This window comes from Tenacibaculum sp. TB-53, assembly GCF_059716285.2.
In genome coordinates, this window is record NZ_CM202790.1 from 2,954,443 (window position 1) to 2,967,664 (window position 13,222).

Sequence of the window (13,222 nt, forward strand, 5' to 3'; positions counted from 1 at the left end):
GCGAATATAATAAAAGCTGTTTTTTGTTTAGGCTATAAACTCTCCGTTATTCACCTTTTCAGAAGGTTGAACAAAAGCTAATTTACCATCAGGAGTATCTGTCATTAAAATCATTCCTTGACTTTCTACACCACGTAATTTTCTAGGAGCTAAATTACACAGTACAGATACTTGCTGACCAACGATATCTTCTGGTTTAAAGCTTTCTGCAATACCAGAAACAATGGTACGTGTATCAATACCAACATCGACGGTAAGCTTCAGTAGCTTTTTTGTTTTAGCTACTTTTTCAGCAGCAACAATAGTCCCTATTCGAATATCCATTTTGGTAAAGTCGTCAAATTGGATAGTTTCTTTTTGAGGTTCTACTACTTTGTTAGCAGCTTCATTTGCTTTCTTGGTAGCTTCTAACTTATCTAACTGTGTTTGAATTGTAGTATCTTCAATTTTAGAAAATAATAATTCAGCTTTGTTTACTTGATGGCCTTCAGGTAATAAAACATCTTTTTCAGCTACATCATTCCAAGCAAGCGTAGTATCAATATTTAAAATTGACTTTAATTTACTTGAAGTAAACGGTAAAAAAGGTTCTGATAACACAGCTAAACCTGTTGCGATTTGCAAGGCAACGTTCATAATAGTTTTGGTGCGCTCTTCGTCAACTTTAATTACTTTCCATGGCTCTTCGTCAGCTAAATACTTGTTACCTAATCGAGCTAAATTCATCATTTCTTGAGATGCTTCTCTAAAACGATAACGTTCTATAGATTTAGCAATTATATCAGGGAACTGTTTTAATTGTTCTAAGGTATCTTTATCAACTTCTGATAAATCACCAGCTGCAGGAATTACTCCGTTGTAGTATTTGTTTGTTAATACTACCACACGATTGATGAAATTTCCAAAAATAGCAACTAACTCATTATTATTTTTAGCTTGAAAATCTTTCCAAGTAAAATCATTGTCTTTATTTTCAGGAGCGTTAGCTGTTAAGGTATAACGTAACACATCTTGTTGATTTGGAAACTCTTCTAAATACTCGTGTAACCAAACAGCCCAATTTTTAGAAGTTGATAGTTTATTTCCTTCTAAATTTAAAAATTCGTTAGCTGGTACATTTTCAGGTAAAATAAAATCACCATGAGCTTTTAACATAGCAGGGAAAATAATACAATGAAATACAATATTATCTTTACCAATAAAGTGTACTAATTTGGTATCGTCTTTTTTCCAATAATCTTCCCAGTTTTTACCTTCACGAGCAGCCCATTCTTTAGTAGAAGAGATATAACCAATAGGCGCATCAAACCAAACATATAAAACTTTTCCGTCAGCACCTTCAACAGGAACAGGAATTCCCCAATCTAAATCACGGGTTACTGCACGAGGACGTAGTCCGTCATCAATCCATGATTTACATTGCCCTAATACGTTAGGTTTCCAATCATTTTTATGACTTTCTAAAATCCACTCACGTAAAAAAGCTTCGTGTTTATCTAAAGGTAAAAACCAATGTTTAGTTTCTTTTAAGGTAGGAACATTTCCAGTAATAGCTGATTTAGGATTAATTAAATCTGTAGCATTATGACTTGTCCCACATTTTTCACATTGGTCTCCATAACTTTCTTCATTTCCACATTTAGGGCATGTACCAATAACAAAACGATCTGCTAAAAATTGATTAGCTTCTTCATCATACAATTGTTGCGTAACTTCTTCAACAAATTCACCATCATTGTATAATTTGATAAAGAAATCTGAAGCTGTTTTATGATGAATTTCAGCCGAGGTACGCGAGTAATTATCAAAAGAAATACCGAAATCTTCAAACGATTTTTTAATGATTCCGTTGTACTTATCAATAATAGCTTGTGGAGTAACACCTTCTTTTTTAGCACGCATTGGTATCGCAACTCCGTGTTCATCAGAACCACAAATATAGGCTACGTCTTTTCCTTTTTGACGCAGATAACGCGCATAAATATCTCCAGGAACATACACTCCTGCCAAATGACCAATATGGATTGGGCCATTTGTATAAGGTAATGCTGCTGTAATTGTATATCTTTTTGGTGTACTCATGTTTTTCTACTAAAATTAAAGCGCAAAAGTACGAAAAAGCAATTTTTTATACTGTTATAAATTAGGTACATTTGATGGACTTTAGACTTTTAAAGTCAAGAAAAGAGACTTGTTTATGGAAAAAAGAATTTTTACCTTATTTTTTATACTGATAATTATATCAGGTTATGCACAAAATAAAACAATGAAGTTAACCACACCACCCTATTTGCAAAAAGGAGATACGATTGCAATTGTTGCTCCTGCTGGAATTTTAAAGAACCGTAAGCATACTATTGATAAGGCTAAAAGTTTAGTAGAAAGCTGGGGGTTAAAGGTAGTGTATGGGAAGCATATGTTTAATCAGAATGATCATTTTGCAGGTACTGATGAAGAACGTTGTCAAGATTTTCAAGACGCGTTAGACAATCCTAGTATTAAGGCAATTTGGAGTGCACGCGGAGGATATGGTTCTGTGAGGATTTTAGATAGATTAGATTTTACTAAGTTTAAAAAACATCCAAAATGGATTATTGGATATTCTGATGTTACAGCATTTCATAATCATATTCATAATTTAGGTATTGAAACAATGCATGCGATGATGGGAACAAGTATGGAAGAAGATCCAAAAGATCTTGTGCAAACAATCGCTACTTTTAAGAAAGCATTATTTGGAGAAAAATTACGCTATGAAGTTCCTGCTTCACAAGAGAATAAAGTAGGTGAGGTTTCAGGAGAATTAGTGGGTGGTAATATTGCTATTTTGGCTTCGATGTTAGGGTCGGACAGTCAAATTTCTACAGATGGAAAAGTTTTGTTTATTGAAGAAATAGGAGAATATAAGTACTCGATAGATAGAATGTTACAAAGTTTAAGGCGAGCAGGGTATTTTACTAAAGTTAAAGCGATTATTGTGGGAGATATGACTAAGATTAAGAGAAATACCACTCCTTGGGGAAGTTCAATAGAACAATTAATTTTGGACGTTGTTCCTAAAGATATCCCTATATTATTTAATTTTCCTGCAGGTCATGAACCAGATAATAGAGCATTGATAATGGGTAGAGAAGTTAAATTATCGATAAGTAAGAATAAGCAGTGTTTGGTAGAATTTAATTAACTGTTTTTTGTTTTACATGTGTTTATTCCTAACAACTTGTATAGTGGGCAAAAATTTATTAAACTAGTAACCAAAAGTATAATTGCTAATACAAGTAAGATATTACCAAAAATTCCTGTAATAAATTCAAAGTAAGATAGCATAGCTATTATAAGAGCAATGAAAGTTCTAATAGCTTTATCAATGTTTCCTATGTTTTTTTTCATGATAAAAAGATTTACGGTTACTCAAATATAAGTTTTTAAATGGCACAACACAATGAACTTGGTAAGAAGGGAGAGCAACTAGCAATAGATTATCTTGTTAAAAATGGGTACACTATTGTTGAAAAAAATTACTGTTTCCAAAAAGCAGAGGTTGATATTATTGCTCAAAAAAAAGATGTATTGGTTGTTATTGAGGTTAAAACAAGATCTACATCTTATTTTGGAAATCCACAAGACTTTGTGAACTCAAAGAAAATAAAGCTATTAGTTACTGCTATTGATAATTATGTAAATGAACGAGGGTTAGATGTTGAAATACGGTTTGATATCATTGCTATTATTAAACAACGAAATGAGTTTGTAATAGAGCATATTGAAGATGCATTTTTATATTTTTAAAAAAGAAAAAGCTCAACAAATTTGTTGAGCTTTTTCTTTACGTTATATTGATATTTATTTTTTATCGCTATTGAAATATTTTTCTACGTCTTCAACGTGATCAGGCATAGCAATAATATTTTTGTCTTTGTCTAATACGAAATAAGACGGAGTACCAAGTAGGTTATATTTTTTTACGGTTTCGTTGTCAAACTTATACTCAGGATGTGTTCCAATAGCATTGTGCCATCCTGGTAAATTCTTAACAAACTCGTCCCATTCATTTTCTTCATTTTCAATACCAAAAGAAACTACCGATACTTCTTTATGAGTTTGCATAAACTTATAAAGTTCTGGAATTTCTTTTATACAGTGTGGGCAACCAGTACTCCAGAATACTAACAAATACTTGTTTCCATCATTTAATGTTGATAATTTATATTCTTTATCTCCTTCTTTCCAAGAAAAATCAGGCGCCACTCTACCTACTGTTGCAAGTAAGATGTCTAGTTTTTCCTTTTTAAAATCAACATCTTGATCTTCAGCAGGAAGTTTGTCATAATATTCAGCAAACATCCAGTCTACTGCAGGCCCGTTACGTTTTTCAGTAAGAGCACTAATTAAATAATCGATAACTGCTTTTTCTAACTTGTCAGAAGAAATTTTCTTCATAACATTGGTAATAGATTCCTTTATTAATTTTTGTTGAACATCCTTATCTTCTGAATAATTTAGGTAAAAAACATAATCGTTAATTCGGTCAATCAAAAAAGAAGAATTGTATAGTTTGTCACTTTTAAAATCTACATATTCAAAAAAGTTTTCACTAGTAGCAGATAAATAATCTTGAACGTTATCATGAGGGTTAGATGAATTATAACGGCGAGAGGCTTTTATAAAACTATTTACTAACATTCCTTCAGACTTATTTTCATACATTTCTTGAACATCTTCTAACTCTTTAAGCTCTTTTTTGTATGCTTTTTTTGTGTCTTTTGATTTAGTTTCAATATAAGAAGCTTGTAATGAATCTATCTTTTTTTGAACAGCATTATATGCTTGTAAGTATTCATTGTATAATTTGTTTTCTCTAGAGCTAGTAAATAAAACCGATTGGTCCGGATATTTTGGATTAAAAACAAATTCAACATTTTCTTTATTAAAGAAAAAATCAACAAAACCTGCACCAGAATTTCTATAAGTAGCTCTGTAAGCACCTGGAGTTGCTGTATTAGGTAGTTCAAAACTAAATTTACCTAAAACTTGTTTTTCACCGCTTATAGCTACAGTATCAAATTTAATGGTGGCATTGGCAAGAAACTTTTGTTTTGCTCCCTCAATTTTATATAAAATAACCCAATCTCCTTTGTCTGGAGGGGTCATGGTACCTTTAACAGTATACTGTGCATTTGCAAGTGATGTGGTGAATATTAATAGAGCCAGTAATTTTTTCATCATAATATTTAAAAAGGGTTATTAATAAGGTTTTAAAACTAGTCATTTACGAACTTCTATCCAAGAAGTGTACCACTTTTATTTTATCTTGTGTATTTTAGAAACGTTTTTTTAATCATTTGAAAACATGAACTTTAAAGAACAAATATTTTGGGTAACAGGTGCGTCTTCAGGAATCGGTAAATCTCTAGTCATTGAGTTATCTAATTATGAAGCAAAATTAATTATATCATCAAGAAATGAAAGCATTTTAAGAGAAGTGAAAAAGAGTTGTAAATTTCCTGAAAAAGTTATGATTTTGCCTTTAGATTTAGAAGATTATGAAAACCTTCATGAGAGGGTAATCAAAGCAATTTCATTTTTTGGAAGAGTAGATGTTTTAGTGAACAACGGAGGAATAAGTCAACGATCGCTAGTGAAAAATACTTCAATAAAAGTTGATAAACGTTTGATGGATGTTAATTATTTAGGAACTGTGGCGCTTACAAAAGCCTTGTTACCTCATTTTATTGAAAATAAATCAGGGCATTTTGTTGTAACTACGAGTATTGTTGGTAAAATAGGAACTCCATTACGTTCTACGTACGCTGCTACGAAACATGCTTTACATGGTTTTTTTGATAGTTTGAGAGCAGAACATTATAAAGACAACATTGCTGTTACTTTAATTTGTCCAGGATTTGTAACTACCAATGTGTCGAAAAATGCATTAACAGGAAATGGTACCCCGCAAAGTACAATGGACATAGCGACAGCAAATGGTATAGATCCAGATAGATTTGCTAGAATGATGTTAAAAGCTATAAAGAATAAAAAAGAAGAAGTTTATATAGCAGGTGTGAAGGAAAAGTTAGGTGTATATACGAAACGTTTTTTCCCTAAGTTATTATCAAAAATGATTCGGAAATTAAGTGTTACTTAATCAAAAAAATTAATTAGTTCAAAATAATTAATGATGGCTTCTTTCATTAAAACAGATTGTTCCCCAGGTTTTAAATTAGGTAATTCTGTTAAAGTTTTATAATGAGGCCATCCATCGTCATCAAAAAAATCGAATTCATAGTATCCGTAAGGTTCTAACAACTTACAAATAGCAATATGCATAAGGTTGACCTTTTCATCTTTTTTAAACTTACGATGCCCTTGTCCCAATTCTTGAACGCCAATTAGGTAGATAACTCCATCTATATTAAGCTCATCACCGTCAGCAAATTGTTGTGATAATTGAGTTATTACAAAATCCCACTTTTCTTTTAAATTGATTTCTTTTGCCATTTGTGCTTTTTGAAAAAGCAAAGATACAAATGAGTTATGTATATTTGAGCATAGATTTTATAGTAGAAGGCTTTTATATTTATGAATACTTTTGATATTATTATTGCAGCATTACTACTTTTTGGCTTTGTAAGAGGTTTAATGAAAGGGTTGTTTGTAGAGGTTGCTTCACTAGTTGCTTTGGTTGCAGGAGTTTATGGGGCTATCCATTTTTCATACTTTATTGGAGATTGGTTGAAAACTAGTGTTACTTGGGATGAAAAGTATATTTCTTTGGCGGCTTTTGCTGGAACTTTTGTGGTAATAATTGTAGCTATAGCACTATTAGGAAAAATTTTAACCAAAATAGCTGATTTTGCAGCTTTAGGAATTTTGAACAAAATTTTAGGTGGTGTTTTCGGTGCTTTAAAAATTGGATTAATTTTAAGTGTAGTTTTTATTTTCTTCGGAAAAATGAATGATACTATTCCGTTTGTAAAAGAGAAAAGCCTAGAAGAGTCTATTTTATTTAAGCCAGTAAAGAATATTGCTCCAACGATTTTTCCTTCGATTATAAAAGACCAAGAAACACAAGAAAATGAAGATAATAAAGAGCTAGAAATAACAATATAAAAGCAGATAATCTTTTTACTCAATTTTATATTTAGTCTAAATGATAAATTTCCATAATATCTTCTAAGATTTGCTCAAAATCGATATTTAAATCGATGAGGTTTCCTGTTTTGATATCAAAAACCCAACCGTGTACTTTTAGACCTCTATCTCTGTATGCTTTTTGTACAGCAGCAGTTTTAATAAGGTTAACACATTGCTCTTGTACGTTTAAATCAACCAAACGATCGTAGCGGGCATCTTCATCTTCTATTGCATTTAGTTCCTCTTTGTGTAAACGGTATACATCTCTGATATAGCGTAGCCATGGATTTAGCAATCCTAAATCAGCAGACTGCATTGCGGCTTTAACTCCGCCACATGAGTAGTGACCACAAACCACAATATGATTTACTTTTAAATGTTCAACAGCATATTCAATAACGGAAGCAGAATTTAAATCGATTGCAGGAACCATATTAGCAATGTTTCTGTGTACAAAAACGTCACCAGGGCTTAGTCCCATCAAATCTTCTGCTGAAACTCTACTATCAGAACAACCTATATACAAAAGCTCTGGACTTTGTCCTTCGTTTAATTTTTTAAAGTAATCTTTATTGGTAGACAGTTTACTTTTTACCCACTCTTTATTATTTGCAAAAATTTTAGATAGATTCATTAGTATAAAATGTTTGTTAGAAGAATCTTTAGCGGTTGCTTATATACTAAGCATAACAGTTTTCGAAGTTAATAAAAAAGAGAACCTAAAACTAAGTTTAGATTCTCTTTATAATATAATTTAAAATTGGTGTTCTTTATTCAAAAAAAGTAACAGCCCCATCTTTAATGTCGTACATAGCTCCAACAATCATGATTTCACCGTTGTTATGCATTTCAGCTAAAACTTCACTTTCGTTTAAAATTCGGTCGATAGTTAAATGTACATTCTTTTCGGCAACGTTATTTACAAACTCTATATTAGATGAGTTTCTTAAGCTTTCGTCTTTAGGTTCAGTGACAGCTTCAACAGCAGGTTTAATTTTACCCAACATGTTGGTTAAGTTACCTAACTGAGCATTGTCACAAGCTCCTTTAACAGCTCCACAACTAGTATGTCCTAACACAACGATTAATTTTGTGCCAGCTAATTTACAAGCAAACTCCATACTACCTAAAATATCTTCGTTTACAAAATTACCGGCAATTCTTGCGCTAAAAATATCACCTAAACCTTGATCAAAAACTAATTCGGCTGAAACTCTAGAATCAATACAACTTAAAATAGTAGCAAAAGGAAATTGCCCTTCTCTAGTATCGTTGACTTGCTCTAATAAATTACGATTAGCTTTTAAGTTATTTTGAAATCTTAAGTTTCCTTCTTTTAAATATTGTAATGACTTTTCAGGTGTCATAGTGGCTTGTGTTTCTTTAGTATGTGCTTTCATTATATTTTTATAAGATTATTTATGTCGTTTTAAGAATTTACGAAGTTAAAAAGTTTATGCTGCTTTTGGCCTAAGTTTAAAAAACTTAATAAAACTTTCTGGGTTTTCTACAATACCACGTTCTGAAATAAGTTTAATATTAATATTTCTTTCTTTAGCTTTAAAAGCAAAGTCTTCTAAAATTTCGATAATGTCGTTATCTAAGTATCTAGTTTTTCTTACATCTAATTCTAAATGAGTGTTTTCAGGTAAGCTATCTAATTCTTTTAAAATAGCTCCTTTGTTAAAGAAAGTAACCTCTTCTGCAAGTGTCATTTTTATCTTGTGTATTCCGTTGCTTTTATCCTCAATATGTAAGAAGTGAGAGTTTTGGTAACTTTTTATCAAAATAACAAAAACACCGACAGCTAATCCTAAAGAAATTCCTGTAAGTAAATCAGTAAAAACAATACCTAAAACTGTTACAATAAAAGGAATGAACTGTTTCCATCCTAAAATAAACATTTGCTTAAATAAACTTGGTTTGGCTAATTTATAACCTACTACTAATAATATAGCTGCTAATACAGATAATGGAATTTTATTTAATAAAGTAGGTATTAGTATTACTGAAATTAATAAGAAGAAACCATGTATAATCGCAGACATTTTAGATTTACCTCCTGATTGAATATTTGCAGAACTTCTTACAATTACTTGAGTAATAGGTAGCCCTCCAATTATACCAGATAAAATATTTCCTGTTCCCTGTGCTAGTAATTCTCTGTTTGTTGGGGTTACATTTTTTTCAGGATCTAATTTGTCAGTAGCTTCAACACAAAGTAGCGTTTCTAAACTGGCTACTAGTGCAATTGTAAATGCGGTTACCCAAACTTCGTAGTTGGCAATAGCACTAAAATTAGGAAAGGTAAATTGCCCTAAGAAAGAATCAAAACTTTCAGGAATAGGTACGCTTACTAAATGAGATGCTTGTATTGCCAATGTTTCATTTCCTTGTGTTAGAGTAAAAAAGACAATTCCCATAACAACTGCTACTAATGGTCCTTGAATTAACTGAAATATTTTTCCTTTTTTACTTAAAACTCTATCCCAGAGAATTAATATTGCTAATCCAATAAAACCAATAATCATTGATCCTATAGTGATATTGTCAGTAATACTTAAAAGAGCTGAAAAAGTATTCTCTCCTGAAGGTTCAATAAAACTATCAGCACCTTCTGGTTCAGCGTCATATCCGAAAAAATGAGGAATTTGCTTTAAGATAATAATAATACCAATACCAGTAAGCATTCCTTTAATTACAGATGATGGAAAATAATAGCCAATTACACCAGCCTTAAGAATACCAAAAAGAATTTGGATAATTCCACCTAGTACAACTGCAACTAAGAAGTTTTCATAACCACCTAAATTACCAATAGCAGTTAATACAATGGCAGCTAAACCAGCTGCAGGACCGCTAACTCCTATTTTAGAGCCACTCAAGGCACCTACTACAATACCTCCTACAATTCCTGCAATTACACCAGAAAAAAGAGGAGCTCCACTAGCCAAAGCAATACCTAAACATAAAGGTAAGGCAACAAAGAATACGACAATACTTGCGGGCAAGTCGCTTTTAATAGTTTTAAACATGATATATGTGTTTGTTAAACTCTAAATAAAATTTTAGAGTGTGTTTTAATTTTAAAAATGATTGATTTATTAGCAATAGAAACTTAAAATATATCAAGGAAAGTAATAGTACTCTTACTGTACATTGAAATATTTTTCATTTTTTTAGCTAATCACCTTATATGAGGTGGTTTACCTGTGTTATTATGCAATAAGTAATTCTGGAGGAGGGGTAAGAATTTTTGGATATTGTGAAACGTAGTTTTTAGACAGAAAACGAACGTTTTTCTTTTTTTGAATTTTCTTATATAAAAAAGAAGTGTAGTCTTCGTTAGGATGAGCTTTTAATTCAGCTACTTTAACGTGTTTAGTATTTTCTTCTTCTTCGCTAAGATTTAAAAAAATAGTAATATCTTGATCTTTATCAACTAACGTAATAATCGAGGGCGTAATAATTATGCCTGTGAATAAGACGATGAAAAAGATAGCTATTTTGGATTTCAAGATACTTTTTTATTTGTTCACTGGTAAAAGTAATTAAATTTTTGAAGAAAAATGTTATAGTTCTTTTAAAGTTTTAGTTTTTACCCATCCAATTTTACCGTCAGTTAACTTTAACTTTTTCCAATTATCTACAGAGTCTAATATATTAACTTTAGTTCCTTCGTGTAGTGTAAAAATCTCATTAGAATTATTAGTAGGTTCATTTTTAACAGAAACTTCTTCGCTATAAATAATGGCCTCAATATTGTTTTGGGCTTGGTTATATTGAATGTATGTTATAGCTAAAGAGGATGTTAAAAATAGAAATGAGATAATACTAGTTGTAAAGTAGGTTCTTTTTTTACTTGGAGTATAAGAAAAATAAAACAGTAAAAATAAAATAGAAGCCATAAAAGAAAATACAATAGTAATTACAGCCCACGTATTATAAGTAAACTTTTGTAAATAGTTTTCATTAAGCTTCTGAAATACTGATTTTGGCAATGCTTCAACTCTATCAAGAGTTAAACGTTTTGCTATAACTAAGTTGTTTTTTGCATCCTCGTTTAAAGGGTTTAACTGTAATGCTTTTTCGTAATTATAAATAGTAGGAGCTATTTTATTGAGTTTATAGTAACAGTTAGCTAAGTTGTAATAAACTTCAGATGAAGCTAGGTTTTCATCTTCTATTTGCTCATATAACTTAATAGCTTCTTCATACTTTCCTTCCTTGTATAAAGAATTAGCACTTAAAAATAAATCATTGGCATTTTGTGCCAACATACTAATTGACACAAATAAGAATAAATATATAACTAAATTTCTCATTATAACTGTCTGTCTAATTGCGTTATTACTTGTTTTGCTTTTTCATATTCTTCCTTCATTTGTGTATTGGTAATTGGAGTATATCTAGCAAAATCACAATTGTTAAATACTTCAATAAAGTTGCTAATGGTTTCTTTGCTAACATTTTTATTAGCTAGTAAATCAGTAATTTTTTCACGACTTATATCAGAAGTTTCTACGCCTAGTTTAGCCTTCAAGTAATTATGTAAAGCTCTTTCTAAGGCTTCATAAAAAGCTTCTTTATTTCCTAATTGTTTTTGTGCTTCCGATAAGTATTTCTTGGCGAGTTTGTCAGCCTTTCGTAGCTTGTTTCCTAGCACATCACTATTACGTTCTTCTCTCTTTTTCTGAATAATAATTCCAATAGGAATTGTTAAAATAGGAAGCAACAAAAGAATATAAAATAATGTAGATTTAAAGAAATCTTCAGTTTTTATAGGTTGTAAGTTAGTAGATGTTTGGATGTATCTGAAATCGCTACCCGTAACTTTTACGTCTTGTTTAGCAACTGCATTAGTATCTGAATCTGTCGGAATTTCTTTTCCTTCCAAAACATCAACATATAAATCATCTGTAGTGATGGTTTGATACACTTTTTCTTTTGGGTTAAAGTAAGAAAAGCTAGTTTTTGGAATTCTATATTTTCCTTTGAATTCCGGAACAACAGTGTAATTATCTGTAATAGATCCAGATAGTCCTGTTCCAGTAATACGAACGCTTTCTTTTCTTTCTGGTTGATAAACCTCTAGTTCTTTAGGGGTTTCAATTTTTGGGAGTTCAAAAAGTTTTAAATTTCCTTTTCCTTTCACAGAAACCTTAATTTGCGATGATTCGTTAGCCTTTAAGGTATTCTTGCTTAAAGAAACATCGAATGAAAACTGACCAACAGCACCAGTAAAGTCTTTTGGTTTGTTATTCATAGGTAAGGCCTGAGCATTAACTATTTTCTTAGCAGAAGAGAATTCTTTACGGACTTGACGTGTAATTACGTTTCCAAAAAAGTCAGCTCTTCCAGTAGGAACTGCTACAACAATATCCATCTTCATAGGGTCTATTGTTAGCTTACCAGATGTTGTTGGAATTAATAAAGCTTTGTGTAATACAGCATAACGATATTGCTCTCCATTGTATGTTCCAGTTTTAACAGGCATTCCGTTACGTTTAATTTCTTGGTTCCAGAAACCATTGTATTGTGGAGCTTCTGTTATGGCATTATCGTAAATTCCAACATTATCGCTAAAATATAATCGATATTCTACATAAATACCTTCACCAACATAAGGTTGAGATTTGGAAACTTCAGCAACTAAATGAATGTTCTGTTCTGCAATGTAATTAGGATCGTTCGGGTTTTTAGGGATGTCTACAGCATCTAGAACGATAACTTTTATAGGGTTAGAGGTGAGTGTCTTTCCATCAATTTCAATACTCGCAGAAGGAATGTTAAATTCTCCTTTTCTCTTAGGTTGTAAAATGTAAGTGTATGATTGATTAAAGGAAACCTTACCGTTAATCCAAGATTGACTTACTGATTGACTAGGACCACCAACTATTTTAAAGTTTGTGAAGCTTGGTGCTTTGAAATTATCGGCTCCTTGTTTGTTTATTGAAAACTCAATACGTAATCGTTGGTTTACACCTAACTTATTTTTACTAACGGTGGCCGTTAATGCAGCATCTTGTGCATGAATGGTAAATGTTATAAAACTAACTAATAACGATATGTATATTTTTAACTTCAT

At 31.3% G+C, this 13,222-nt stretch carries 14 protein-coding genes; 4 read left to right on the forward strand and 10 right to left on the reverse strand.

What is annotated here, in order from left to right; translation table 11 throughout:
• Positions 1 to 27: 27 nt before the first annotated feature.
• The gene (metG, locus tag AC3VJB_RS13575) at positions 28 to 2,082 is read right to left on the reverse strand and encodes a methionine--tRNA ligase (protein ID WP_497667245.1); all 2,055 of its coding nucleotides are present in this window, start codon (positions 2,080 to 2,082) and stop codon (positions 28 to 30) included.
• Between the two features lie 115 nt (positions 2,083 to 2,197).
• On the opposite strand from metG, the gene AC3VJB_RS13580 reads away from it, so the two are divergent.
• Positions 2,198 to 3,184 carry a S66 peptidase family protein gene (locus AC3VJB_RS13580; protein WP_497667246.1) on the forward strand — a complete coding sequence of 329 codons (987 nt, stop codon included), beginning with the start codon at positions 2,198 to 2,200 and terminating at the stop codon, positions 3,182 to 3,184.
• Here the strand turns inward: AC3VJB_RS13580 and AC3VJB_RS13585 are convergent.
• Positions 3,181 to 3,390 (reverse strand): YgaP family membrane protein, encoded by a 210-nt coding sequence (locus AC3VJB_RS13585; protein ID WP_047788258.1) that lies wholly within the window; start codon positions 3,388 to 3,390, stop codon positions 3,181 to 3,183. The two genes, AC3VJB_RS13580 and AC3VJB_RS13585, sit on opposite strands and share 4 nt — an antisense overlap.
• 39 nt (positions 3,391 to 3,429) lie before the next feature.
• Here AC3VJB_RS13585 and AC3VJB_RS13590 point away from each other — a divergent pair, with 39 nt between their 5' ends.
• Positions 3,430 to 3,789 carry a YraN family protein gene (locus tag AC3VJB_RS13590; protein ID WP_047788259.1) on the forward strand — a complete coding sequence of 120 codons (360 nt, stop codon included), beginning with the start codon at positions 3,430 to 3,432 and terminating at the stop codon, positions 3,787 to 3,789.
• Positions 3,790 to 3,843: 54 nt separating this feature from the next.
• Here AC3VJB_RS13590 and AC3VJB_RS13595 read toward each other — a convergent pair whose 3' ends face one another.
• On the reverse strand, positions 3,844 to 5,226 hold the full coding sequence (locus AC3VJB_RS13595) for a TlpA disulfide reductase family protein (RefSeq protein WP_082118598.1): 1,383 nt from the start codon (positions 5,224 to 5,226) through the stop codon (positions 3,844 to 3,846).
• A gap of 124 nt (positions 5,227 to 5,350) precedes the next feature.
• On the opposite strand from AC3VJB_RS13595, the gene AC3VJB_RS13600 reads away from it, so the two are divergent.
• Entirely contained in the window at positions 5,351 to 6,145 is a 795-nt protein-coding gene (locus AC3VJB_RS13600) for an SDR family oxidoreductase (RefSeq protein ID WP_159509225.1), read from the forward strand.
• On the opposite strand, the gene AC3VJB_RS13605 is transcribed toward AC3VJB_RS13600, so the two are convergent.
• Positions 6,142 to 6,498, reverse strand: coding sequence for a hypothetical protein (locus tag AC3VJB_RS13605; protein ID WP_047788262.1), 357 nt, complete (start codon positions 6,496 to 6,498; stop codon positions 6,142 to 6,144). The two genes, AC3VJB_RS13600 and AC3VJB_RS13605, sit on opposite strands and share 4 nt — an antisense overlap.
• 81 nt (positions 6,499 to 6,579) lie before the next feature.
• On the opposite strand from AC3VJB_RS13605, the gene AC3VJB_RS13610 reads away from it, so the two are divergent.
• Positions 6,580 to 7,110, forward strand: coding sequence for a CvpA family protein (locus tag AC3VJB_RS13610; RefSeq protein WP_497667247.1), 531 nt, complete (start codon positions 6,580 to 6,582; stop codon positions 7,108 to 7,110).
• A gap of 31 nt (positions 7,111 to 7,141) precedes the next feature.
• On the opposite strand, the gene AC3VJB_RS13615 is transcribed toward AC3VJB_RS13610, so the two are convergent.
• The 6 genes from AC3VJB_RS13615 to batD all read right to left on the reverse strand — a co-directional run bounded on the left by AC3VJB_RS13615 (position 7,142) and on the right by batD (position 13,222).
• Positions 7,142 to 7,768, reverse strand: coding sequence for a carbonic anhydrase (locus AC3VJB_RS13615; RefSeq protein WP_167712493.1), 627 nt, complete (start codon positions 7,766 to 7,768; stop codon positions 7,142 to 7,144).
• A gap of 136 nt (positions 7,769 to 7,904) precedes the next feature.
• Positions 7,905 to 8,534 carry a carbonic anhydrase family protein gene (locus AC3VJB_RS13620; protein WP_159610825.1) on the reverse strand — a complete coding sequence of 210 codons (630 nt, stop codon included), beginning with the start codon at positions 8,532 to 8,534 and terminating at the stop codon, positions 7,905 to 7,907.
• Between the two features lie 54 nt (positions 8,535 to 8,588).
• Positions 8,589 to 10,169, reverse strand: coding sequence for a SulP family inorganic anion transporter (locus AC3VJB_RS13625; RefSeq protein WP_047788266.1), 1,581 nt, complete (start codon positions 10,167 to 10,169; stop codon positions 8,589 to 8,591).
• 183 nt (positions 10,170 to 10,352) lie between these two features.
• On the reverse strand, positions 10,353 to 10,652 hold the full coding sequence (locus AC3VJB_RS13630; protein WP_253055467.1) for a hypothetical protein: 300 nt from the start codon (positions 10,650 to 10,652) through the stop codon (positions 10,353 to 10,355).
• Between the two features lie 54 nt (positions 10,653 to 10,706).
• A complete protein-coding gene (locus AC3VJB_RS13635) occupies positions 10,707 to 11,459 on the reverse strand; it encodes a CDC27 family protein (RefSeq protein WP_253679124.1) in 753 nt (250 codons plus the stop codon).
• Complete coding sequence (gene batD / locus AC3VJB_RS13640; RefSeq protein ID WP_073182500.1) at positions 11,459 to 13,222, reverse strand: aerotolerance protein BatD; 1,764 nt, start codon at positions 13,220 to 13,222, stop codon at positions 11,459 to 11,461. The genes AC3VJB_RS13635 and batD overlap by 1 nt, the downstream gene beginning before the upstream one ends.

Coding starts and splice junctions, on each gene's coding strand:
- metG (WP_497667245.1), bottom strand. CDS start 2,082: ATGAGTACACCAAAAAGATATACAATTACAGCAGCATTACCTTATACA.
- AC3VJB_RS13580 (WP_497667246.1), top strand. CDS start 2,198: ATGGAAAAAAGAATTTTTACCTTATTTTTTATACTGATAATTATATCA.
- AC3VJB_RS13585 (WP_047788258.1), bottom strand. CDS start 3,390: ATGAAAAAAAACATAGGAAACATTGATAAAGCTATTAGAACTTTCATT.
- AC3VJB_RS13590 (WP_047788259.1), top strand. CDS start 3,430: ATGGCACAACACAATGAACTTGGTAAGAAGGGAGAGCAACTAGCAATA.
- AC3VJB_RS13595 (WP_082118598.1), bottom strand. CDS start 5,226: ATGATGAAAAAATTACTGGCTCTATTAATATTCACCACATCACTTGCA.
- AC3VJB_RS13600 (WP_159509225.1), top strand. CDS start 5,351: ATGAACTTTAAAGAACAAATATTTTGGGTAACAGGTGCGTCTTCAGGA.
- AC3VJB_RS13605 (WP_047788262.1), bottom strand. CDS start 6,498: ATGGCAAAAGAAATCAATTTAAAAGAAAAGTGGGATTTTGTAATAACT.
- AC3VJB_RS13610 (WP_497667247.1), top strand. CDS start 6,580: ATGAATACTTTTGATATTATTATTGCAGCATTACTACTTTTTGGCTTT.
- AC3VJB_RS13615 (WP_167712493.1), bottom strand. CDS start 7,768: ATGAATCTATCTAAAATTTTTGCAAATAATAAAGAGTGGGTAAAAAGT.
- AC3VJB_RS13620 (WP_159610825.1), bottom strand. CDS start 8,534: ATGAAAGCACATACTAAAGAAACACAAGCCACTATGACACCTGAAAAG.
- AC3VJB_RS13625 (WP_047788266.1), bottom strand. CDS start 10,169: ATGTTTAAAACTATTAAAAGCGACTTGCCCGCAAGTATTGTCGTATTC.
- AC3VJB_RS13635 (WP_253679124.1), bottom strand. CDS start 11,459: ATGAGAAATTTAGTTATATATTTATTCTTATTTGTGTCAATTAGTATG.
- batD (WP_073182500.1), bottom strand. CDS start 13,222: ATGAAGTTAAAAATATACATATCGTTATTAGTTAGTTTTATAACATTT.